Source organism: Janthinobacterium sp. LS2A, assembly GCF_036543145.1.
GTDB lineage: Bacteria > Pseudomonadota > Gammaproteobacteria > Burkholderiales > Burkholderiaceae_D > Janthinobacterium > Janthinobacterium aestuarii.
On record NZ_JAZHPB010000001.1, the window covers coordinates 997,446 to 1,020,601 of the forward strand.

At 67.2% G+C, this 23,156-nt stretch carries 19 protein-coding genes; 8 read left to right on the forward strand and 11 right to left on the reverse strand.

Annotated features, from left to right (window positions below; all coding sequences use genetic code 11):
* Positions 1 to 120: 120 nt before the first annotated feature.
* On the forward strand, positions 121 to 1,413 hold the full coding sequence (locus V3C40_RS04630; RefSeq protein ID WP_331776684.1) for a putative O-glycosylation ligase, exosortase A system-associated: 1,293 nt from the start codon (positions 121 to 123) through the stop codon (positions 1,411 to 1,413).
* Positions 1,410 to 2,345 carry a polysaccharide deacetylase family protein gene (locus V3C40_RS04635; protein ID WP_331776685.1) on the forward strand — a complete coding sequence of 312 codons (936 nt, stop codon included), beginning with the start codon at positions 1,410 to 1,412 and terminating at the stop codon, positions 2,343 to 2,345. The genes V3C40_RS04630 and V3C40_RS04635 overlap by 4 nt, the downstream gene beginning before the upstream one ends.
* Here the strand turns inward: V3C40_RS04635 and V3C40_RS04640 are convergent.
* Genes V3C40_RS04640 through V3C40_RS04650 form a run of 3 tightly spaced genes read right to left on the reverse strand, consistent with a single transcriptional unit; the run spans position 2,254 to position 7,042 of the window.
* Entirely contained in the window at positions 2,254 to 4,197 is a 1,944-nt protein-coding gene (locus tag V3C40_RS04640) for an asparagine synthetase B family protein (protein ID WP_331776686.1), read from the reverse strand. The genes V3C40_RS04635 and V3C40_RS04640 overlap by 92 nt on opposite strands.
* Positions 4,194 to 5,453 (reverse strand): pyridoxal-dependent decarboxylase, exosortase A system-associated, encoded by a 1,260-nt coding sequence (locus V3C40_RS04645; RefSeq protein WP_331776687.1) that lies wholly within the window; start codon positions 5,451 to 5,453, stop codon positions 4,194 to 4,196. The genes V3C40_RS04640 and V3C40_RS04645 overlap by 4 nt, the downstream gene beginning before the upstream one ends.
* Positions 5,450 to 7,042, reverse strand: a complete 1,593-nt coding sequence (locus tag V3C40_RS04650; RefSeq protein ID WP_331776688.1) for an acyl-CoA ligase (AMP-forming), exosortase A system-associated — start codon at positions 7,040 to 7,042, stop codon at positions 5,450 to 5,452. Before V3C40_RS04650 ends, V3C40_RS04645 begins: the two co-directional genes overlap by 4 nt.
* Before the next feature lie 209 nt (positions 7,043 to 7,251).
* On the opposite strand from V3C40_RS04650, the gene V3C40_RS04655 reads away from it, so the two are divergent.
* The 6 genes from V3C40_RS04655 to V3C40_RS04680 are packed head-to-tail and all read left to right on the forward strand — an operon-like array spanning position 7,252 to position 11,974.
* On the forward strand, positions 7,252 to 8,007 hold the full coding sequence (locus V3C40_RS04655; RefSeq protein WP_331776689.1) for a GNAT family N-acetyltransferase: 756 nt from the start codon (positions 7,252 to 7,254) through the stop codon (positions 8,005 to 8,007).
* Positions 7,986 to 8,231, forward strand: a complete 246-nt coding sequence (locus tag V3C40_RS04660; RefSeq protein WP_230515827.1) for an acyl carrier protein — start codon at positions 7,986 to 7,988, stop codon at positions 8,229 to 8,231. Before V3C40_RS04655 ends, V3C40_RS04660 begins: the two co-directional genes overlap by 22 nt.
* Positions 8,228 to 9,085, forward strand: coding sequence for a hydrolase 2, exosortase A system-associated (locus V3C40_RS04665; protein ID WP_331776690.1), 858 nt, complete (start codon positions 8,228 to 8,230; stop codon positions 9,083 to 9,085). Before V3C40_RS04660 ends, V3C40_RS04665 begins: the two co-directional genes overlap by 4 nt.
* Positions 9,082 to 9,969: a hydrolase 1, exosortase A system-associated gene (locus V3C40_RS04670; RefSeq protein ID WP_331776691.1), complete on the forward strand. Its 888-nt coding sequence runs from the start codon at positions 9,082 to 9,084 to the stop codon at positions 9,967 to 9,969. The genes V3C40_RS04665 and V3C40_RS04670 overlap by 4 nt, the downstream gene beginning before the upstream one ends.
* On the forward strand, positions 9,963 to 11,267 hold the full coding sequence (locus V3C40_RS04675; protein WP_331776692.1) for a glycosyltransferase: 1,305 nt from the start codon (positions 9,963 to 9,965) through the stop codon (positions 11,265 to 11,267). Before V3C40_RS04670 ends, V3C40_RS04675 begins: the two co-directional genes overlap by 7 nt.
* On the forward strand, positions 11,264 to 11,974 hold the full coding sequence (locus V3C40_RS04680) for an ABC transporter permease (protein WP_331776693.1): 711 nt from the start codon (positions 11,264 to 11,266) through the stop codon (positions 11,972 to 11,974). The genes V3C40_RS04675 and V3C40_RS04680 overlap by 4 nt, the downstream gene beginning before the upstream one ends.
* On the opposite strand, the gene V3C40_RS04685 is transcribed toward V3C40_RS04680, so the two are convergent.
* From V3C40_RS04685 to V3C40_RS04720, 8 genes are all read right to left on the reverse strand, one after another.
* A complete protein-coding gene (locus tag V3C40_RS04685; RefSeq protein WP_331776694.1) occupies positions 11,961 to 12,698 on the reverse strand; it encodes a hypothetical protein in 738 nt (245 codons plus the stop codon). The genes V3C40_RS04680 and V3C40_RS04685 overlap by 14 nt on opposite strands.
* Before the next feature lie 16 nt (positions 12,699 to 12,714).
* The gene (locus V3C40_RS04690; protein WP_257620624.1) at positions 12,715 to 13,152 is read right to left on the reverse strand and encodes a DUF6678 family protein; all 438 of its coding nucleotides are present in this window, start codon (positions 13,150 to 13,152) and stop codon (positions 12,715 to 12,717) included.
* On the reverse strand, positions 13,152 to 14,381 hold the full coding sequence (gene purT, locus V3C40_RS04695; protein WP_072453699.1) for a formate-dependent phosphoribosylglycinamide formyltransferase: 1,230 nt from the start codon (positions 14,379 to 14,381) through the stop codon (positions 13,152 to 13,154). Before purT ends, V3C40_RS04690 begins: the two co-directional genes overlap by 1 nt.
* A gap of 90 nt (positions 14,382 to 14,471) precedes the next feature.
* Positions 14,472 to 14,969: a VOC family protein gene (locus V3C40_RS04700; RefSeq protein WP_442907219.1), complete on the reverse strand. Its 498-nt coding sequence runs from the start codon at positions 14,967 to 14,969 to the stop codon at positions 14,472 to 14,474.
* A gap of 81 nt (positions 14,970 to 15,050) precedes the next feature.
* Complete coding sequence (locus V3C40_RS04705) at positions 15,051 to 16,430, reverse strand: TolC family protein (protein WP_331776695.1); 1,380 nt, start codon at positions 16,428 to 16,430, stop codon at positions 15,051 to 15,053.
* Positions 16,420 to 17,763, reverse strand: a complete 1,344-nt coding sequence (locus V3C40_RS04710) for an HlyD family type I secretion periplasmic adaptor subunit (RefSeq protein ID WP_331776696.1) — start codon at positions 17,761 to 17,763, stop codon at positions 16,420 to 16,422. Before V3C40_RS04710 ends, V3C40_RS04705 begins: the two co-directional genes overlap by 11 nt.
* The gene (locus V3C40_RS04715) at positions 17,760 to 19,946 is read right to left on the reverse strand and encodes a type I secretion system permease/ATPase (RefSeq protein ID WP_331776697.1); all 2,187 of its coding nucleotides are present in this window, start codon (positions 19,944 to 19,946) and stop codon (positions 17,760 to 17,762) included. Before V3C40_RS04715 ends, V3C40_RS04710 begins: the two co-directional genes overlap by 4 nt.
* A gap of 91 nt (positions 19,947 to 20,037) precedes the next feature.
* Complete coding sequence (locus V3C40_RS04720; RefSeq protein ID WP_331776698.1) at positions 20,038 to 23,058, reverse strand: calcium-binding protein; 3,021 nt, start codon at positions 23,056 to 23,058, stop codon at positions 20,038 to 20,040.
* Positions 23,059 to 23,156 lie beyond the last annotated feature (98 nt).

The following is a 23,156-nucleotide window of genomic DNA, read 5'->3' on the forward strand; positions in this document are numbered from 1 at the left end:
TTACCATGACAAAACTATGTACTCAAGCAGTGTTGATCCAGTGTACTGAGCCTGCCCGCCAGCCCGTTGACAGGCATCAATACCTTGCCAACCCGGGCACAACCAGGAGCGTCTCCCTTCATGCGCGACATACTGATTACCATCATCATCCTGGGCTCGCTGCCCTTCATCCTGAAGACACCGGCCACCGGCGGCCTGATGTGGGTCTGGGTCAGCGTGATGAACCCGCACACGCAGGGCTGGGGCTTTGCCACGCACATGCCGTTCGCCTTCATCATCGCCATCGCCACCCTGATCAGCCTCGTGATGACGCGCGAGCCGAAAAACCTGCCGCTTACGCCCGTCAGCGTGCTGCTGCTGTTGTTCGTCATGTGGATGAATGTCACGGCCCCGTTCGCCCTGATTCCGGAATCGTCATGGGTGCAGTGGAACAAAGTGATGAAGATCATGCTGATGAGCTTTGTCATCATGATGGTGATACGCACACGGCGCGACATCGTGCGCCTGATCTGGGTGCTGGTGGGGTCGATCGGCTATTACGGCGTGAAAGGCGGCATCTTCACCATCCGCAGCGGCGGCACGGACCGGGTCTGGGGGCCGGAAGAAACGTTTATCGGGGATAACAATGCGCTGGCCCTGGCCCTGATCATCACCATCCCCCTCATGTATTATCTGCAGCAAAACACGGATAAACGCTGGGTGCGCCATGGTTTGTCCGCAGCGATGCTGTTGTCGGCCCTGGCGGCGCTGGGCTCGTATTCGCGCGGCGGGCTGCTGGCCATTGCCGCCATGGGCCTGTTCATGTGGCTGAAAAGCGACCGCAAGATGGTGCTGGGCGCGCTGCTCGGCGCTGTCGCGCCGCTGCTGCTGGCCTTCATGCCCGAGCGCTGGGCCGAACGCATGGACACCATCAACACCTATCAGGACGATGTCTCCGCCATGGGCCGCCTGAATGCCTGGCGCATGGCCTGGAATTTGGCACGCGACCGTTTTCCCGGCGGCGGCTTCGACGTCTCCGACGCGGCCATCTTTGCCCGCTATGCGCCCAACCCCATGGACGTGCATGCGGCGCACAGCATCTATTTCCAGGCACTGGGCGAACACGGCTTTGTCGGCTTGCTGATTTACCTGGCGCTGGGCATCGCCACCTGGCGCACGGCCGCCGCCATCATCCGCCGCACGCGGGGCAAGCCGGAATTGCGCTGGGCGTACGGCCTGGCCACCATGAGCCAGGCCAGCCTGATCGGCTTTGCCGTGGGCGGCGCCTTCCTCAGCCTGCTGTACTTCGACATGCCGTATTACCTGATGGCCGCCCTGATCGCCACGCGCATCATCGTCGAGCGGCAGGTGCCCACGCTCACCTCTACTTCGCGCCAGGCCAGGCCCCGGACCGCCATCGTGGAGCAGCCATGACAGCCACCTTGTCCATCCTGATCTACCACCGCGTGCTGGCGCGGCCCGACCCGCTGTTTCCCGGCGAAGTGGACGCCGTGCTGTTCGAGCGCCAGCTGCGCCTGCTGAAACGCTTCTATACGCCGCTGTCACTGAGCGATGCCGTGCAGCGCTTGCAGAATGGCAGCCTGCCGCAGCGCGCCGCCTGCATCACCTTCGACGACGGCTATGCGGACAATGCGCAAGTCGCCCTGCCGCTGCTGCAGCGCCTTGGCATGCACGCCACGTTTTTCATCGCCACGGGCTACCTGGACGGCGGGCAGATGTGGAACGACACGGTGATCGACGCCGTGCGCCATGCGGCCGGGCCCGTGCTGGACTTGCGCAAACACGAGCTGGGGACGTTCCCCGTCGCCAGCCTGGCGCAGCGGCAAGCGGCCATCGCCACCCTGCTGGGGCAGCTCAAATACCTGCCGTTCGCCAGGCGCCAGCAGCTGGCCATGCGGATACGCCGCCAGGCGGGCGTCCTGGCAGGTCCGCCCGCCATGCTGAGCACGGCGCAGCTGCGCCAGTTGCATGCGGCCGGCATGGAGGTGGGCGCGCACACGGACAGCCACCCGATTTTGTCCACCTTGCCGGACCACGCGGCGTGGCAAAACATCGCCGACGGCAAGCGCCAGCTGGAAAGTCTGATCCAGGCGCCCGTCACTCTGTTTGCGTATCCGAACGGCAAGGCCGGGCGCGACTATGGCGCGCCGCACGTGGCGATGGTCAAAAGCCTCGGTTTCAAGGCGGCAGTGGCCACGGACTGGGGCGTGGCGCGCCCCGGCGCGGAGCTCGACCTGCTGCAGCTGCCCCGCTTTACGCCGTGGGATCGAGGACGGCTGGCGTTTCTGTGGCGCATGCGGCAAAACCGCCGGCAAGCGCACCCAGCGCGCCTGGATGCTGGCTGAGCCACTGTTCCAGCATCAGCAGCAGCCACACCATGGTGCCGTGATAGGCCGGATGTTCCGCCAGCAAGCGCCCTTGCAGATCGTCGATGAAGGCGGGCCGCACGATGCCGCGTCCGCGCAGCTGCGTGAGGTTGTCGAATGCAAACTCGCGCAGCGGCGGATGGCTGTGCAGCCACAGGCCGAAAGGCAGGCCGAAGCCGTGCTTTTTCTTGCGCACGATGGCCGGCGGCAAGATTTCCGCCAGCGCCCGCTTGAAGAAGGGCCGCAGCCGCATGCCGTCGAGCTTGTCCCGCGGCGCCAGGCGGGCGGCAAACGCCACCATCGCATCGTGCAGAAAGGGAAACGCCGCTTCCACGCCGGCCAGCTCGCACGCCTTGCGCACCTTGAACAGGTCGTTGTCGGCCAAAGTAAAACGCATGTCGAGCGCCAGCAGTTCATTGATCTGGCTCAAGCCCTGGCCTTGCCGCTCCCAATACGCGCCATTCACGCAGCCGGGTGCCATGCCCGGGTCGATGGTGTCGATGAAACCCGCTTCCAGCACCGTGCGGTGGCCATGGCGCAGCAGCAGGTTGTAGCTGTCGAGCCGTGCCGGCAGCGGCAGGCTCGATAGCTCGATGTAGCGGCGCGCCTTGTCGCCCAGCCGCCACGGCTTGCCCGTGCGCTCGCGGAACAGCAGCGGCTCGATAATGGCCTGGCGCAGCACGGCGGGCAAGCGCTCGTACTGCGACAGCAAGGCCTGGTGCGCATAGCGTTCATTGCCGCCAAACAGTTCATCGCCGCCGTCGCCACCCAAGAGGCGCGTTATGCCATCCTCGCGCGCCATCTGCGCGCAGTAAAAGGCGGGAATGGCCGAGGCGTTACCGAAAGGCTGGTCGAAGATGGCCGCCATGGCGGGAATGGCGGCCAGCACGTCGGCTGGCGTCACGTAGCGCTCGTGGTGGATGCTGCCCGCGTGGCTGGCGGCCAGGCGCGCATACGCCATTTCGTCATAGCCGGGCGCATCAAAACCGATGGAATACGTGCGCGCGGGCCGGCCCGTCACTTGGCCCATGATGGCGGCCACGGTGGAACTGTCCGTGCCGCCGCTGAGAAACGCGCCCGTGTCCGCGCCATCCGCGCCCAGGCTGCTTTCCACAGACTGGCGCAGCAGGCGCAGGAATTCCTGCTTGTTGCTGTCAAAGCTGGCCCGCGTGCGCGCCGCGCCCGGCTCCTGGAAAGCCAGTTGCCAGTAGCTGCCCTTGCATTGCTTGCCGCCGCGCACATGCAGGTATTCGCCGGGCAGCAAGCGCTGCTGGCCCAGATAAGCCGTGGCCGGGCCAGGCACCATGTGGAAGAACAGGTAGTGATACAGCGCTTGCGGATCGAGCGCGCCCCGCACGGACGGATGGGCCAGCAAGGCGTCATGCGAGGAGGCAAAGAACAAGCCTTGCGCATTGCCCGCATAGCTGAGGGGGTGGATTCCGGCGCGGTCCACTGCCAGCAGGGCCGAGCCGGAAAAAGAGTCGAGGATAGCTATAGCAAATGGCCCGGACAGGCTGGCGCAGGCCGCCACGCCCCGGCTCAGCCAAAGGGAAGCGAGGCGGCTTGCCACGTCATCGGCCGAACCGTCAAGCATGGGCCGGCCCCAGATAGCCACTTGCAAGCCATCCTGCTGATACACATGGCGGCTGCCGTCGATCGCGGCCACGGCCACGCCGCCCACTTCGCTCACGCAGGCAGTCAAGGGGGCCCTATCGAAACGCGACAGGGGCGCGGCCATGCCGGCCAGCGCGGCGCCACTGGCATCGGCATCGGCGGCGACAGAGCCCGCTGCCCCGCCGGTCGCCGCCAGCCAACCGCACAGGCCGCTCATACGAGCACCTCGGCCGGCAGCGGATGGCCGAGAAACGCCGTCGGGCTGGCCGTCAAGCCATACGCGCCCGACTGGAACACCACCACCAGATCGCCCTCCTCGGCGCGCGCCATCTCCATCTGATCGGCAAGCAAGTCCAGCGGCGTGCACAACGGTCCCACGACGGACGCCACTTCGCGCGCCCCGCCATGCAGCCGGTTGCCGATGGCGACCGGGTAATTCTTGCGGATCAGCTGGCCGAAATTGCCCGAGGCCGCCAAGTGGTGGTGCAAGCCGCCATCCGTGACGAGAAACACTTGTCCATGCGACACCTTGCGTTCGAGCACCTTACACACATAGATGCCCGCCTCGGCCACCAGATAGCGGCCCAGCTCCAGGTTCAGGCGCGCGCCGGGCGCCGCCTGGGCCAGCAGATCGAGCTGCCGCTGCAAGCCGTCCGCCACAGGCGCCAGGTCCAGCGCCTGGTCGCCGGGAAAATACGGCACGCCGAAGCCGCCGCCGATATTCAGGGTGCGCAAGGGCGACGGCGCGCTGTCGGCCAGTTGCAGGGCCAGTTGCACGCTCAGGGCTTGTGCTTCAGCCAGGGCCACCGCCGACAGGCTTTGCGAGCCTGCATACAGGTGAAAACCATAAAAATCCAGCCCCAGCTGGCCGATGCGGCCCAGCAGCGCCGGCACGAGGGCCGCATCGACGCCAAACGGCTGCGCGCCGCCGCCCATGCGCATGCCCGTGCGGCGCAAGGCAAAATCGGGATTCACGCGTACGGCCACCCTGGCCGTCATACCCAGCCGTTCGCTGGCCAGTGCCACCCTTTCCAGCTGGGCGCCCGACTCCACGTTGATCAATACGCCAGCGGCCACGGCCCGCGCCAGTTCGCCATCGCTCTTGCCCGGTCCCGCAAAACTGATGCGCTCCGGCGCCATCGGCGTATCGAGCGCCGTGGCCAGTTCGCCGCCCGAGGCCACGTCGATGCCGTCGACCAGACCCGCCAGCCATTGCACCACGGCCGGCATGGGGTTGGCCTTCATCGCATAATGCACATGCACGCCAGCGGGCAAGGCGGCACGCAGTTGCGCCACGCGGCGCGTGATGTGCGCGCGGTCATACGCGTAAAACGGCGTGCCGCCCACCCTCTGCGCCAGCCGGCGCAAGGAAATACCGCCGACCTGCAGCATGTCGCCATCCATGGCAAACTGCTGGCCCAAGGCCGAATGCAAGGGTAATTCCGTACTGTTCGAGCGGATCAAGTCCTTCATGCCGCGTCTCCTGTTTGGACCGCATACGCGCGCGCCAGTTCCCGGGCCAGCAAGGGGCGGTCGATCTTGCCGTTCGGATTGCGCGGCAGCACGCCGTCGCGGATCTCCACCCACAGCGGCACCATATAACTGGGCAGGCGTGCGCGGCAGGCTGCCAATACGCTGTCGCGCTGCAATTCCACACCGGGCGCGGGCGTGACGAGCAAGGCGATGGCCTGGCCCAGCACGGCATGGGGCAGGCCCAGCGCGGCGGCATCGCCCACCAGCCCGCTCGCATACGCGACTTCCTCGATCTCGGCCGGGCTGACCCGGTAGCCCGACGTCTTGATCATGTCGTCGCTGCGCCCGACGAAATACAGATAGCCATCCGCATCGCGTCGCACCGTGTCGCCCGACCAGACGGCCAGTTCCGGCAGCACCAGGCCACTCGCCTGCGGCGGCAGCGGCTTGAAGCGTTCGGCCGTGCGCGCCGCGTCGTTCCAGTAGCCAAGCGCCACCAGTGCGCCACGGTGCACGAGTTCGCCCGGCTCGTCGGCGTCGCACACGCTGCCGTCGGGACGCAGCACCAGCACTTCCGCGTTCGGGATCGCTTGCCCGATGGAATCGGGGCGCCGTTCCAGCTGTTCCGGCGCCAAATAGGTCGAGCGGAACGCTTCCGTCAAGCCATACATCAGGTAGACTTGCACGCGCGGCAGCGACAGGCGCAGCCGGTCGAGCGTGGAACGCTGCATCACGCCGCCCGAATTGGTGATGTAGCGCAAGGGCGTGGACAAGGGCCAGCTCAGCTGGGACAGCTGCACCCACAGCGGCGGCACGGCGGCCAGGCCCGTGATGGCTTCCTGCTCGACGGTTTCGACGATATCGCGCAGCAGCAGATAATTCATCAGGACGGCACAGGCGCCGCTGGCAAACGCCGTCGTCAGCTGGCTCAGGCCGTAATCAAAACTGAGCGGCAGGACGCATAAAATACGGTCTTGCGGCGTGTTGCGCAGATAGCCCGACACGCTGAGCGCGCCCGCCAGCATGTTGCGGTGCGACAGCACCACGCCTTTCGGCCGCCCCGTGCTGCCCGAGGTATATAAGATGGCGGCCATGTCCATGTCGATCGCCGCATGCGGCTGGGACGCACCAAAGGCGGGCGCAGCGTTCCACGGCAGCACGCGCACCTTGCCCAGGCTGGACTCCGCCTCCGCTTCGCCCGTCAGCAGCACCGTCCGCAAGTCCGGGCAGGCGGCCAGCGCCGGGCCCAGCTGCGCCAGGCGTTCGCGCGAGGTAACGAGGATGGCCACGTTGCAGTCGGCCAGGATATACGCCACCTGGTCCGGCTTGAGCAGCGGATTGACGGGCACGAACACGCCGCCGGCGGCCGCCGCGCCGAACATGGCGCTGACGTTTTCCGGGCGTTTCTCCAGGTACACGGCCACGCGCGCGCCACCTTGCAAGCCCAGGGTCAGCAGGGTAGCTGCCGCCTCGCGCACGGACTGCGCCAGCGCGCCATAGCTCAGCTCCTCGCCCTGCCACGACAGGGCCGGCGCGTGGGGGGCGCGCTGCGCCGTTTCAAAGATCAGATCGTGTATCAGTGTCGCCATCGTGTCGCCCCAGGGTTGCCATGATTGCCATGCATCCCCCTATGATTGGGATAAACGGGCGCGGCAGTGTTGATTTTTATCAAGCAAGCACCTCTCCCCACGGACGGTGGCCTATCTGGCCCAATGCTTGAGGCCGCGCAACATCGGCCACTGGCCGCTGCGCTCTAATGGACAGCGTTGGCTGCATAGCCGCCCCGTCCGTTACTACCATGGCCCTGTCCCCGCAATTTCCCTTGCTGCAACGGCTGGCCGCCAGCGTCGCCCAGCTGGGCTGGCGCGACAGCGCCTGGCTGGCCGTGGCGCGGCTGCTGGCAACGGTGCCGGGCGGGCGCTGCGCGCTGTACCGTTATCAATTTGTGGCGCAAGCCGTGGCGCCCGGTTCGCTGTGCCGCGGGCGCGGCCAGTCGATCACCGTCACGCCCTGCCTGGCGGAAGCGGACTTGCCGCCCGGTCCCGAGCGCCGGCCCGGCGCGCTGCGCGAGCGTTACCGCCAGGGCGCGCAATGCCTGGTGGCGCGCGACAAGTCCGGCATGGTTGGCTGGATCTGGCTGCTGCGCCACGGCTGCCAGGAAGACGAGGTGCGCGCCCGCTATGCGCTGGCCTCAAACCAGTCGTCGTGGGACCTCGACGTGTGGGTGCATCCTGAACAGCGCGGCGGCCTCGTCTTCGCGCGCCTGTGGGAAGAAGCCAACGCCGTGCTGTACGCGCAGGGCGTGCGCTGGTCGTGCAGCCGCATCTCGCGTTTCAACCGCGCCTCGCTGGGCGCCCACGCGCGCCTGGGCACGCACGCGCTGGGCACGGCCACCTTCATTCGCTGCGGGCGCTGGCAATGGATGGCCGCCAGCCTGCCGCCGCATGTACACCTGTCGCGCCGTCCCGACGACATCCCCTGCCTGGCCTTCGATACGTCGTCCCTGCCGCACTACCCTTCCCTGGAGCTGACATGCCGCATCTTGAAGCAGTAAAGCACATCCTCGACACCACCCTGGGCTTGAACGGGCGCGTGCTGGAAGCCCACACGCCGCTCCTGGGCAGCGTGCCGGAACTCGACTCGATGGCCGTGATCGGCGTGATCGCCGCGCTGGAAGACCATTTCGGCATCATCGTCGCCGACGACGACATCCACGCACGCCACTTCGCCACCGTGGGCACCCTGCACGATTTCGTGTTTGCAAAGCTGCGAGCATGAACCGCGCCCTCACCGACGCGCTGCCGCTGCTGCCCTTCTTCCTGCCCGCCAGCGGCGGCCAGCGCTATTGTTTGCTGCACCTGCCGCCGCCGGGCCAGGCCGCGCGCGGCGGCATCCTCTACGTGCATCCGTTCGCGGAAGAACTGAATAAAAGCCGCCACGTGGCCGCCGCGCAGGCGCGCGCCTTTGCCGCGGCCGGCTACAGCGTGCTGCAGATCGACCTGTTCGGCTGCGGCGACAGCAGCGGCGACTTTGGCGAGGCGCGCTGGGATATCTGGCACAACGACCTGCACCTGGCGTGCGCGTGGCTGGCACAGCGGGTCGACGGTCCCTTGACCGTATGGGGCTTGCGTCTGGGCGCCCTGCTGGCCCTCGATTTTGCCAGCAACCCGCCGCTGCCCCTGGCGCGGTTGCTGCTGTGGCAACCGGAACTCGATGGACGGCGCGTCATCGACCGTTTCCTGCGCCTGCGCCTGGCGGCCGGCATGCTGGCCGGCGGCGGGCAGGAAGCGCCCGGCCATGCGCGCGCAGTACTGGCAGAGAGCGAAGCTGTGGAAGTGGCCGGCTACCTGCTGGCGCCCGCGCTGGCGCACGCCATCAATGACGTCAGCGCGTCCGCGCTGCAGCCTGCCGTTCCAGTCTATTGGCTCGATTACCGGGGACCGGACCAGGCAGCCGCGCCCTTGCCGCCCCTGGCACGGCAATGGCGGGACCAGGGCGCCGCCGTCCACGTGGCCAGCTTCGGCGATGGCCCGTTCTGGCACAGCGGCGAGCTGCTCGCTTGTCCGCAACTGCTGGACGCCACGCGCGCGCTGTGCCGCGACTGGCTCGATGCGGAGAGGACGCCGCCATGAAGCGCGACAGCAGCCAGCAGCACCTCGCAGCACCCGCCGTGCGCGAACTGGCCCTGCGCTTTCGCAGCGCAACTGATGACGGCGAGGCGCAGGCGCGCATGATCGGCATCCTCAGCCTGCCCGACGCGCCGGGCCCGCGCGGCGTATTGATCGTCACGGGCGGGCCGCAGTACCGGATCGGGAGCCACCGCCAGTTCGTCTTGCTGGCCCGCGCCCTGGCCGCGCAAGGCTGGCCCGTGCTGCGTTTCGACTTGCGCGGCATGGGCGACAGCGAAGGCAGCGCGCGCGATTACCGTGCCGCCGGTCCCGACATCGCCGGCGCGCTGGCGCAATTCTTCGACGCCGTGCCGGCCTTGCGCGAAGTGGCGCTGTGGGGCTTGTGCGACGGCGCCACGGCGGCCGCCTGCCACGCGCCGCGCGACGCGCGCGTCAAAGCCCTGATCCTGCTCAACCCGTGGGTGCGCAGCAGCGCCGGCCTGGCGCGCGCCACCTTGCGCCACTATTATCTGCCACGCCTGCTGCAAGGCGGTTTCTGGCGCAAGCTGGCCAGCGGAGGACTGCAGCTGGGCGCCAGCCTGGCCTCGCTGCGGCAGGTGGCGGCCGCCACGCAAGAACCGACAATGCAGGAAGACGATGCGCCCGCGCCGGCCCTGCTGCGGGCCCTGGCGCAATTCCAGGGCAAGGTGCTGCTGGTCCTCAGCGGCGACGACCTCGGTGCGCGCGAGTGGCAAGCCCTGCTCGATGGCGACACAGCCTGGCGCGCCGTGTCCACCCGCGCGCAATGGACGCAGGCGCAGGTCGCTGGCGCCAACCACACGTTCGCCAGCGCCGCCTGGCGCGGCGAAGTCGAACAGCTGTGCGCGCGGTGGCTGCGGTCATGGTAATGACCTCGCCGAACGCGGCCCGACCGAACGCGGCCCGACCAAAACGGGTGCTGATGGTCGCCTACCATTTTCCGCCGTTTGCCGGCGGCAGCGGCATCCTGCGCACCTTGGGCTTTGCGCGCCATTTGCCCGACTGCGGCTGGCAGCCGCTCGTGCTCAGCCCCTCGCCGCTCGCGTATGCGCAGCGGGGCAATACGCAACTGGCGCAGATCGGCGCGCAAGCGACCGTGCGGCGCACCCTGGCGCTGGACGCGGCGCGCCATTTGTCCATCGCCGGGCGCTATCCGCGCTGCCTGGCGCTGCCCGACCGCTGGAGTTCCTGGTGGCTGAGCGCCGTGCCGGCCGGCCTGCGCATGATCCGCGAATACCGCCCCGACGCCATCTGGTCGACATACCCGATCGCCACGGCGCACCTGATCGCGATGACCCTGCAAAAACTCAGCGGCCTGCCGTGGATCGCCGACCAGCGCGACCCCATGCTCGACGACAGCGACCCGCTGGCGCCGTATCCGCCCGAGCCTCGCCTGCACCGCATGCATGCGTGGATCGAACAGCGCATCGCGGCGCGCAGCGCGGCCATCGTCTGCACCACGCCGGGCGCCATCGCGGCGCACCAGCGGCGCCTGGCACAGGTGGGGCGCGAGCGCTTCTGCCTGATCGAAAATGGCCACGACGATGACGCGGACGCCGTGCCGCTGGCCGGGCCGCGCGGCCACCGCAGCCGCTTTTTGCTGCTGCACAGCGGCGTGATCTACCCGTCCGAGCGCGATCCGCAGCCGCTGTTCGAAGCCCTGGCCCGCCTGCGCCACGACGGCGTGCTGCACGCCCGCAATTTCCAGCTGGTGCTGCGCGCCACGGGCCACGATGCGTGGCTGGCGGAACTGCTGGCGAAATACGGCATCCTGGATCTGGTGAGCCTGGAACCGTTGCAGCCGCACGAGGATGCGCTGCGCGAAATGCTGGCCGCCGACGGCTTGCTGCTGCTGCAGGCGGCCAACTGCAACGGACAGATTCCCGCCAAGCTGTATGAATACCTGCGCTGCCGCCGCCCCATCCTCGCGCTGACCGACCTGGCCGGCGACAGCGCGGCCAAGCTGCGCCACTGTGGCATCGATACCATCGGCCAACTGGCGTCGAGCGGCGATTGCGCACGCGCGCTGCTGCGCTTTCTGGAACTGGCGCGCCAGGGCCGCGCCCCGCTGGCCAGCCCCACGGCCATCGCCCTGCAATCGCGGCAAGCCCGCAGCAACGCCCTGGCCGATTTGCTCGACCAGGTCAGCCACAGGAGTCCGACATGAAGCATTGCTTGTTAGCCTGCACCCTCGCCGCCTGCTGCGCCAGCGCTACTGCCGCCGAGTGTCCGCCCTACGTCAAGCGCACGCCGGGCGGCGACTACACGAGCGCGGAAGACCGCGACGGGCTGTCCGTGGTCGAGAAATTCCATTTTTCGCGCGCCGTGGAAACGCTCACGCAAGGCATGACGGGCAGCCTGGGCGCGGACATCAGCTACACGCTCGAACACTTCCCGAACCACCACCGGGCGCTGGCATCGATGGCCAAGCTGGGATTGCGCCTGAAAAGCGCGCAGCCGGTGGGCGCCCGCTATACGGTCAGCTGCTACTTCGAACGGGCGATCGCCTTCGCGCCGCACGACGTGACGGCGCGCATGGTATATGGCAGCTATTTGCTGTCCACGGGCCAGGATGCGATGGCGCTGGAACAGCTGGACGCTGCCAGCCGCCTGGCGCCTGACCAGGCCACCATCCAGTACAACCTGGGCCTGATGTATGCAAAGAAGAAGGAATACGAGAAGGCCAGCGCGCACGCGCAAAAAGCCTATGCGCTGGGTTTTCCCTTACCGGGGCTGAAAAACAAGCTGAAGGCGGCGGGCAAGTGGCGCGAGCCGCCGCCGGCGCCCGTCGTCGTGGAGGCGAAGGAAGCGCCGAAAGCGGAAGAACCGGAAGCACCAGTTGCCGTGCCCGTGGAACCGCCTAGCGGGGAATGACGGCCGGCCGCTGGGCCACGCTCCAATGCCCGGCCGGCGACGCGGCCAGCGCGGCGGCCAGGTCGCGCCGCGCTTGGGCCTTGTCTTCGGCCTCGCTGATGTATGCCAGTTCGGCCGGCTGCAGCGCGGTGAGCGTCAGCAGCATCACGTCGCCAAACGGCGTGTCGAAGGAAGGGGGAATCGTGCCCGCGCCCTGGGCCAGCAGCACGCCCACCTGTTCATTCTCGTCTTCGAGGCCCTTGGGTACGTCTTGCAAGTCCAGCGCCATCGACACGCTGCCGTGGCGCTGCACCAGCAAATCGATGGAGCCATGATCGGCCACGTTCTGGCTGACCTGGTAGACCAGATCGAAGAGCCACGATGCCTGCACCGGACCGCCGTCGAAGGCGGACAGCGGCGCCTCGATGCACACTTCCAGCAGGTGGCCGCGCGGGACAAAAACGTCGTCGTCATCCTCGAACGGGTCGCTCAAGCCATCGCTGGCGATGAGGATGGAATCATTGCGGCGGATCACCCGCCAGGCCTGACGCAACGATGGCCAGCGTGGGCCACCCATGAAGGCCGGGTTGACCAGCGGCGCCAGCACGTCGGCGTCAACGGCGCCCAATGTGGCATAGAAGGCGTCGCGCGCGGCGCACGCCGTGGCCAGCATCTGCGCGCCCGCTTCCTTGCCGACGACGGCGTCGTCCGGTTGCGGCACCTGGGGAATAAGGTTTTCAGGCATGAGAGTAGTCTTTGAATTAGTCGGCGGTTGGGAAGTCGTGATAATTACGGGGCAAATAGCCCCAGATACGCGCCACCCGGTCCCGCACTTCGAAATCGAAACCAATGCGCTCGAGCGCCGGCACGATCCACACGCCGTGGTCGATGATTTTCTTGGGCAGCAGCATAGCCACGTGTTCTTCCGAATACAGGCTGATATCGAACCATTCCACGCCCAGGAACGGGAACGGCGGGTGGTAATCCCATTCCGTATCCCAGCGCGACACATAGCCGGTGACGGAGCCGTAACGGTACGACGGCGCCCAGTCGGTGCGTCCGCGCATAAAGGCCAGCAGCTCGTTCCACTTGCAATCGTTGGCGGCGCCGGCCAGGTTGCGCCGCGCGATGTGGCCGCGCAGCTTGCGCTTGATGTCGTCGCCACCGGCGTCGGCCTGCGGCAGGCTGGCCTCTGGCATCAGCGGACCACCGGCTTGACTTTCGACGCAGCCAGCACGGCGCGCGCGCGCGCCGTGTCGATATCGTCGGCCGTGGCCAGCGCCACGCCCATGCGGCGGCGGGCGAACGATTCCGGCTTGCCGAACAGGCGCAAGTCCGCGCCCGGCACGCTCAGGGCGTCGGCCACGCCTTCGAAGGCGATGCCTTTCGCTTCCAGCTGGCCGTAGATGACGGCCGAGGCGCCGGGCGAGCGCAGGGCCACGTTGACGGGCAAGCCGAGGATGGCTTTCGCGTGCAGCTCGAATTCGCTCTGCACCTGGCTGGCCATGGTGACCATGCCCGTGTCGTGCGGACGGGGGCTCACTTCCGAGAACCACACCATGTCGTCCTTGACGAACAGCTCCACGCCGAACAGGCCCAGGCCGCCCAGGTTGTCCGTCACCTTGCGCGCGATGTCGCGCGAACGCTCGAGGGCCAGCGGCGCCATGCGGGCCGGCTGCCACGATTCCACGTAGTCGCCATGCACCTGCAAGTGGCCGATCGGCTCGCAGAACTGCGTCTCGATCTGTCCCGAAGCGCCGACGGCGCGCACCGTCAGCAGGGTGATTTCGTAGTCGAAGTCGATGAAACCCTCGACGATGACCCGGCCCGTATCGACACGGCTGCCGCTGGCCGCATACGCCCACGCCGCGTCCACGTCCGCGGCGCCATCGAGTTTGGACTGGCCTTTTCCCGACGACGACATCACGGGTTTCACGACGCACGGAAAGCCGATCTCCTGGCATGCAAGCTGCAACTCCCGCAGGCTGCTGGCGAAGCGGTAGGGCGACGTGGCCACGCCCAGGGTTTCGGCCGCCAGGGTGCGGATGCCTTCGCGGTTCATCGTCAGCACGGCCGCGCGCGCGTTCGGGATGCACGTGATTTGTCCGGCCGCTTCCAGCGCCGCCAGCGTATCGGTGGCGATGGCTTCGATTTCGGGCACGATCAAATCGGGCTTTTCCAGTTCGATCAGGGCGGCCAGGGCCACGCCGTCGCTCATGTCGATCACGTGCGAGCGGTGCGCCACCGGGTGGCCCGGCGCGTTCGGGTAGCGGTCGACGGCGATCACTTCCACGCCCAGGCGCTGCAGCGACATGATCACTTCCTTGCCCAGCTCACCGGAACCCAGCAGCATGACTTTGATGGCGGTGGAAGACAGGGGCGTGCCGAAGGTGCGGGGCGCGATGGTGCTGCTGGTGCTAGTGGTCATGGCAGGTATGTAGGCGGATGGAAAGATGGCTGGGACTATAACAAATGCCGGCCATCTTGGACAGGGCGCACCGCTGCCTGACGGACCAGGCTAACCCGCGTACGCCCGCTTGATCTCGTCGATGTCGATCTTTTTCATGCCCATCATGGCTTTCATCACGCGCTGGGCCTTGATCGGGTCGGGATCGCCCAGCAGCTTGACCATGATGGTGGGCACGATTTGCCAGGACACGCCGAACTGGTCCTTGAGCCAGCCGCACTGCTGCGCTTCCAGGGCCCCGCCTTCGGACAGCTGGTTCCAGTAGTGGTCGACCTCGTCCTGGGTTTCGCAATTGACCTGGAACGAGATCGCTTCGGAAAACTGGAACAGCGGCCCGCCATTCAAGCCTGTGAACGTCTGGCCGTCGAGTTCAAACGCCACCGTCAGCACGCTGCCCGGCTCCTGGCCGTGGATTTCCTTGCCCTCCTCGCCATAGCGCAGGATCTGGCCGATCTTCGAATTGGGGAATATCCCCGTATAAAACAGGGCCGCCGCCTCGGCGTGGCCGTTGAACCATAAACACGGGGTAATCTTTTGTATGCTGTGCATGATGTCTCCCTTGGCCGGTGTGTGGATTAGCTACGCTAATATAGTCATAATTGCGCCGGCATGGCGCGCGGAATGCGCCTGTTAGCGACCTGCAATGGCCTCCCGTCCCAGCACGCCGGCGCTGGCCAGCAGACGCAGCCGGGCCGAACGCCATTCCGCCTGGCAACGGATGCGCTCCTGCTGCGCCTCGAGCAGCGCCGACTGCGTGTTCAGCATTTCCAGGATATCGGCCGCGCCCAGGCCGAACTTGCGCTGCACGCTGGCCTGGGCATCGCGCGCCGCGTCCAGCCACGCTTGCGAGGCGGCCAGGTTAGCCAGCGCCGTACTCGCCTCCGCATGCGTTTTCACCAGTTCCATCAGGGTTTGCTGCTTTACGTCTTGCGCCTCGGCTTCCCTTTGCCCGGCCTGCGCCAGCGCGCCGCGTACCTTGTAGTGGCGCGCAAAACCGTCGAACAAGGGGATGTTCAATGAGATGCCCACCAGGGTTTCACGCGTGGACGCGGCGGACAAGCCCTGGTTGGGGCGGCCGTTCTGGTAGATATTGGCCGTCAGGTCGATGCTGGGACGGCCTTCCGACTCGCTCATGGCCACCCGTTCGCGCGCGGCCGCCAGCTGCGCCTGCGCAGCCACGATGGCCGGGTGCCGCGCCTGGGCCAGCGCCAGCCAGGTGTGCAAATCTTCGCCCAAGCCCGCCACCGGGGCATCCGCTTCGTCATCCAGCACCACGCCCGCCTCAGCCGGCAAGCCCAGCGTATAGACGAGCACGGCGCGCGCCTTCTGGAACTCGCCATCGGCGCGGCTGGCGCCCAGGGCCGCCTTGGCCAGCGCGCTCGTCGCCTGCAGGGTGTCGCTGTGCGAACCCAGTCCCCGCTGCGCGCGGCGCTGCGTGGCCAGCACCGTTTCATTGGCCAGCGCCCGGTACTCCTCGCGCATCCGCACGTTGGCCCGCGCCGTCTGCGCGTCGAAATACGCGCTGACGGTGGCCGCCAGCGTCTTTTGCAGCACGGCGTCGCGGTTGGCCAGGGCCGCGTCGAGCAAGGCTTGCGCCGAACGCTGGCCCGCCGCGCGCCCGCCGAAGTCGAACAGACGCCAGGACAGATTGAGCGAGCCCGTATTGCTGTTCAAGCTGCCGGACGGCGTACTGGCGCCCGGATAGGCCGTGCGGTCGTGCACCCGGCTCACGCCCGCATTCAGGGTCGGCAGAAAGACGGCCCTGGCCTCGCCCACGCCGGCCGCCTGCAAGCGGATGCCGGCCCAGGCGCCGTGCACCTGCGCGTTATGGCACAGGGCCAGGTCGACGGCCGCCGGCAGGGTCAAGGGCACGCCCGCCTCGTACGCGGACGGGCATGGCGCGGCCTCGAACTCGCCCGCCTGCGCCGCAGCACTGGCCAGCAGCAAGCTGGCGGCGATGGCGATGGCGGCCATGGCGATGGCGGCCATGGCGCGGGGTCTAGCGTTCATGCAGCGCCTCCTTCTGGTGCTGTACCAGCGGCGAGAGCACGTATTCGATCACCCTCCTCGTCCCCGTGCGGATTTCCGCGCGCACGGCCATGCCGGCCGACAGCGGCGCCAATCTGCCGTCGACGACGATGGACGGCTGCCGCAGCGTGATCCTGACGGCATACACGGGGCCCTTCTTTTCATCCTCGACGGCGTCGCGCGAGACGCTGCTGACGACGGCGGGCACGGTGCCATACTTGGTGTAATCGAAGGCGTCGACCTTGATGGCCACCGCCTGCCCGACCTGCACGAAGCCGACGTCGCGGTTTTCCAGCACGGCGTCGATTTCCAGCTTGCCCTGGCGCGGCACGATCTGCATCAGCGCCTGCGCGGCCGGCACGACGCCGCCCACCGTATGCAGCTTCAGTTGCTGCACCGTGCCATCGACGGGCGCCGTCAGGCGCAGCAGGCTGCCGCGGGCGCCTGCGCGGCGCGCATCCTGGCCGCTGGCCGCCGCTACCCTGGCCCCTTCCGTCAGCGCGTCGTAGGCATCCTTGCGCGTCTGCGCCACCAGGGCCGCGCGCTCGCTGCGGGCCGACGCCAGCTGGCCGGCCAGGTCGATACGCGCCTGTTCCTTTTCCAGCCACGCGTGTTCGGCCACGTCGCGCGTGGCCAGCAGCGCCTGGTAATCGCCTGCGCGCTGGGCCGCCAATGGCAGCGCCTGGGCGTAGCGGGCGATTTCTCCATCGAGATGCGCGAGCCTGGCGCGGAAGTTCGCGTACTGGCCATCGAGGTGGCCCTGCGCTTCCTCACGCTGGGCGGCGGAAGCGCCATCGGGCGCCACCAGCTTCGGCAGCGTCAAGCTGTCGATGGCGGCGATCAGCGCACGCGAACGGGCCATCTGCAGCGCGGCCGCCACGGCGTCGCCGGCGGCCTTGTCGCGCTCGGCGTCCGGGCCGCGGCTGTCGAGTTCCACCAGCAGCTGGCCCGCCTTCACGGCCTGCCCCTCGCGCACGTGCAGGGCGCGCACGGCCGCCACGTCGACTGAAGCGATGGTCTTGGTGTTGCCGGAAGGAATGATCTTGCCTGCCGCGTTGACGATGATGTCGACCTGGCCAAAGACCGCCCACAGCACGACGCAGCCGACCAGCAGCATCAGCACCCTGGCCGTCAGGCGCAGCGATGGCGACACGGGCCGCTCCTGCAGCGCCAGCGCGGCCGGCAAGAAGGCCGCCTCGTCTTCGCTGAGGACGGGGCCGCTCAAGGCGGCGCGCTGGCGCCAGCTGTGCCGCAGCACCTGGGCGTAGCGTTGCAACAGCTCGCCATACGCGGCCAGGCGGTGGCCGGCGCTCATGTTGCGTCCCCTGTTGCGCTCCCGCTCGTGCCCTGCTGCAGGCTGTACAGATGGGCGTAGATGCCGCCCGGCTGCGCCAGCAGCGCGTCGTGCGTGCCCAGTTCGGCCACCTGCCCCCGCTCCATGACCACGATGCGGTGCGCTTCGCGCACGGCCGACAGGCGGTGGGCGATGATCAGCACGGTGCGCCCCGCGCAAATGCCGCGCATATTGTCCTGGATGATTTTTTCCGACTCATAGTCGAGCGCGCTCGTGGCCTCGTCGAAAATCAGGATGCGCGGATTGCCGATCAGGGCGCGGGCGATGGCGATGCGCTGGCGCTGGCCGCCCGACAGGCCCGTGCCGTGCTCGCCCACCATGGTGTCGTAGCCTTCGGGCAATTCGCAAATAAAATCGTGGGCGCCGGCCAGTTTCGCCACGGCGATGACGGTTTCCATCGGTAGCGCCGGGTCGCTCAGCGCGATGTTGTCGCGCACGGAGCGGTTGAACAGGATGTTTTCCTGCAGCACGACGCCAATCTGGCGCCGCAGCGAAGCCGTGTCGATGACGGCGATATCCTGCCCGTCGATCAGCACCTTGCCACGCTCGGGGATATACAGGCGCTGCGCCAGCCGCGTCAAGGTGCTCTTTCCCGAGCCGGAACGCCCGACGATGCCGATCACTTCGCCGGGCGCGATGGCAATCGACACATTGCGCAGCACCTCGGCCGCATCAGGCCGGTAGCGGAAACCCACTTGCTGGAAGTCGATGGCGCCCGCGATGCGCGGCAGGCGCGCCTTCTGGCTGCCCGCTTCCACGCGCGCGTTGAGGATGTCGCCGAGCCGGCTCATGGAGATGCCCACTTGCTGGAAATCGTTCCACAGCTGGGCCAGGCGCAAGATGGGCGACGCCACCTGCCCGGCCAGCATATTGAACGCGACCAGTTCGCCCACCGTCATCTTGCCGTCGATGACGAGGGTGGCGCCCCACCACATGATGGCCGCCGTCACCAGCTTGCTCACGAGCGTCACGCCGCCGCTGGCCAGCATGCCGATGTTATTCGCCGACAGGCCCGCCGAGACATAGCCGGCCAGCTGCTTTTCCCACTGCTGCTGCCAGCGCGGCTCGACGGCCATGGCCTTGAGCGTATCGACGCCGCTGATGGTTTCGACCAGGAAGGACTGGTTTTCCGCGCTGCGGTTGAATTTGTCGTTCAGGCGGCCCCGCAACACAGGCGTGAGCAGCATCGACAGGGCCGCATAGACGGGAATCGAGGCCAGCACGACGATGCTGAGCGCCGCGCTGTACCACAGCATGGCGGCAATGAAGATGAAGGAAAACAGCAGGTCGAGCACCAGGGTCATGGCGTTGCCGGTGAGGAAAGAGCGGATGTTTTCCAGTTCATGGATGCGCGCCACGGAATCGCCCACGCGGCGCGCCTGGAAATACGCGATCGGCAAGGCCAGCAAGTGGCGGAACAGGCGCGCGCCCAGTTCCACGTCGATCTTGCTGCTCGTGCGCGCAAAAACATAGGTGCGGATGAGGCCAAGCACGGCTTCGAAGACGATGGCACACACGAGGCCGATGGCCACCACGTGCAGGGTTTTCATCGCGTGGTTGACCAGCACCTTGTCCATCACCACTTGGAAAAACAGGGGCGTGGCCAGGCCGATCAGTTGCAGCACGAAGGAAATCAGCAACACTTCGCCCAGCAGCCTGCGGTATTTGACTATGGCGGGAATGAACCAGCTGAAGTCGAAACGTGCCGTCTCGCCCGCATAGCTGGCCTTGCTGGTGAAAAAGATCAGCTCGCTCGTCCAGGCGGCAAGGAAGGCGTCACGGCCGAGGATTTGCGGCGGCTGGCCCGGATGCTGGACCAGCACCTTGCTCACGCCGTCAGCGCCCGTCTCGACCTTGCCGAGGATAAAGAAACGGCCATCCGTATCGATGGCGATGGCCGGCAGCGGCGCTTGTGCCAGCCGTTCGGGCGCCTGGCGCACCAGTTTGGCCGTCAAGCCAAGTTGCCGGGCGGCCAGCAGCACGGTTTGCCGCGTGAACACGGCCTGGCCGAAAGCGTGCTTGAGCTGGGCGCCATCGGCGGCGATGCCGTGCAGGCTGGCCATCAGCAACAGCGACAGCAAGCCCGAGTCGGGCGCGGTTTTTTCCAAGGACGGCGTATCGTTGCGGTGGGAGAGGACTGTCATCGGGCAATATCAGAGATTCAATGGCGCAGCCAGGCCGTGACAGGTCGCCCCGGCCCGGCTGCGTGAGGGTGGATCTGGCTATGTCAACTGATTAATGGACTGCCGCCAGCTGGATCTGCGTCGACGGATTGCCGTGGCCTGACCATGGCGCCGATGCAGCCGGCGGCACGGCAAAGCCGGCCATCGCTTGCACCAGCTGCGCGGAATCCGCCTGCCAGCCGCCGAAGCCGCCCTGGCTGGCGGCAAGCGTTTGTTGCGCGGCGCGCCAGTTCTGCGCCAGCACCGGCGCCAGGATGGCGGCCGTGCCTGCAGGCAAGGTCAGCTGGCCGGCCGGTGGCGGCGTCAGGCCCGCCATGGCCTGCACGAGGTTTTGCACCTGGCTGCCCAGCAAGACCCGGCCATCGGCCATGCGGAATTGCTCGATGCTCGCCCCCGCTGCCGCATACCAGCCATTGACGGTGATCTTGTCATTGGTGCCGATGGTGCTCACTTCGAGGTTGCTGCCCACCTGGCGGAACCACAGCTGCTCGGCGCTGACGCCGGCCAGGAAGGACACCACGTCGCGGCTGCCCACCTCGTTCGCCTCGGAAATAATGTCGGCGCCGTCGCCGCGGGCGAAGACATAGGTGTCGTTGCCCAGCGTACCGGCCAGCGCGTCATCGCCCTTGCCGCCTTGCAGGATATCGTTGCCGAGGCCGCCCAGCAGGATGTTCTTCAGTTCATTGCCGGTCAGCACATCGTCGAACTTGCTGCCGATGACGGCATTGAAATTGGCCAGCACGTCGCTACCCGCGCGCGCCGTCATCGGGCCGCCAACGGGCGCAAAGGCGGCCGTCACGCCCGTAGTGGAAGTGGCATAGGACAGCGAATTGCCCGCCCCGCCACCGTCGAGCACGTTGCCGCCGGCGGTGCCGACATGGAAGACGTTGCTGGTATAGGCGCTGCCCGTCACCGTCAGGCCGGCAGCGGCCAGGCGCACGTACTCGACGTTGTCGGCCACCGTGTAGTTGACGCTGGTGTACACGGTGTCGTTGCCGCCATTGCCACGTTCATCGATGAAGTCGCCGCTGTGGTTGACGTAATACGTGTCGTCGCCACCGAGGCCTTGCAGCAGGTCCGCGCCGGCCGTGCCGTTGATGACGTCGGCGCCCGCCGTGCCGACGAAGGTCTGCCCCGTCGGTTGCGTGGGACCGTTGAAGTGCCAGGCCTGGGCCAGCGCGGGCGCCAGGGCGGCGGCCGTGCCGGCCGGCAAGGTCAGCTGGCCCAGCGGCGGCGGCGCCAGGTTCGCCATCGCCTGCACCAGCAGCTGCACGTCGGCGCCGCGCATGACGTGGCCGGCGGCCGTGCGGAATTCCTCGATGTTCGGCACAGCCGCGTTCCAGGCGCGGATAGTGATCTTGTCCGTGGTGCCGATGGTGCTCACTTCCAGGTCATTGCCCACCTGGCGGAACCACAGCTGGTCGATGTTGACACCGGCCAGGAAAGCGATGGTGTCGTAATTGGCATCGGCGGACGATTCGATAATGACATCGGCGCCGTCGCCGCGCGCAAAGACATAGGTATCGTCGCCGAGGCCGCCGGTGAGCACGTCGCTGCCTTTGCCGCCTTGCAAGGTATCGTTGCCAAGGCCGCCAGCCAGGGTATTGGCCAGCTCGTTGCCGGACAGTACGTCGTCATAGCCGCTGCCCGTCACGCTGGAAATATTGACCAGCACATCGCTGCCCGGGCGGGCCGCATGGGATTCATTGATGGAAACGATGCTGGCCGTCGCGCCCGCCTTGGAGCCCGCATAGGTGGCCGTGCTGTTCGTGCCGGTGCCGCGCAGCACGTTGCCGCCGGCGACATCGACGTGGAACACGTTGTCATTGCCGTTGCCCGTCACCGTCAGGCCGGCGGCGCTCACATGCACCTCTTCGACGTTGGCGGCCAGCGTGTAGTTTGCGCTGGCATAGACGGTATCGCGGCCGCCGCCGGCCTGCTCCACCACCACGTCGCCGCTGTGGTTGACGTAATACGTGTCGTCGCCGGCCAGGCCCGCCATCACGTCGGCGCCCGCCGTGCCCAGGATGATGTCCGGGTTCGCCGTGCCGGTAAAGACGCCATTGCCGGGCTGGTTCGGTCCTTCCGTGCGCCAGTTCTGCGCCAGCGCCGGCGCCAGGGCGGCGGCCGTTGCCGCTGGCAAGGTCAGCTGGCCAGCGGCTGGCATCGCCAGGCCCGCCATTGCCTGCACGAGGTTTTGCACGTCGCTGCCCAGCAGCACGCGGCCTTCGGCCGTGCGGAATTCCTGGATGCGCGGCGCCGCACTGGAAAACCAGGCGTTGATGGTGATCTTGTCGCCGGTGCCGATGGTGCTCACTTCCAGCGCCGTGCCCACCTGGCGGAACCACAGCTGGTCGGCATTGACGCCGGCCAGGAAGGAGACGACGTTATGGCTGGCCGCCTCTTCCCCTTCAACGATGATGTCGGCGCCGTCGCCACGGGCAAACATATACGTGTCGTCGCCCTGCATGCCGGCCAGGGTATCGTCGCCCTTGCCGCCGCGCAGGATATCGTTGCCAAAACCGCCCACGAGGGCGTTTTTGAGCTCGTTACCGGTCAGGACATCATCGAACTTGCTGCCGGCGATGTTGGCGATATTGAGCAGCACATCGCTGCCGGGCGGCGCCGTCACCGGGCCATTCGCTCCGGACAAGGTCGCCGTCACGCCCGTGCTGGACGCCGTGTAATTGACCATGTTGCCCGTGCCGCCGCCATCGATCCTGTTGCCACCGGCCGCATCAACGAAAAAGACGTTATTGGTATTGGCGCTGCCCGTTACCGTCAGGCCGCCTGCGGCCAGGCGCACGTTCTCGACGTTGTCGGCCACCGTGTAATTGACGCTGGTGTAGACGGTATCGCTGCCGCCGTTGGCCAGTTCGACGATCACGTCGCCGCTGTGGTTGACGTAATACGTATCGTCGCCGGCCAGGCCTTCGAGCACGTCGGCGCCCGTGGTGCCGCTGAGGATATCCGCGTTCGCCGTGCCCGTGAAGCGCTGTGCGGCGGCTGCCGAACTGTTCAGGTAAGCGTCGATGGCGGAGACGCTGGAGCCAGATGCATTGTTTTCAGTCATGTTGCAGTTTCCTGTCATTAAACTTAAAACCAAGATTGAATATGCCGGCGCAAGCCGGCATGCAAGGCAAAAGTTCCGGCCGCATCCACTTGCCATTC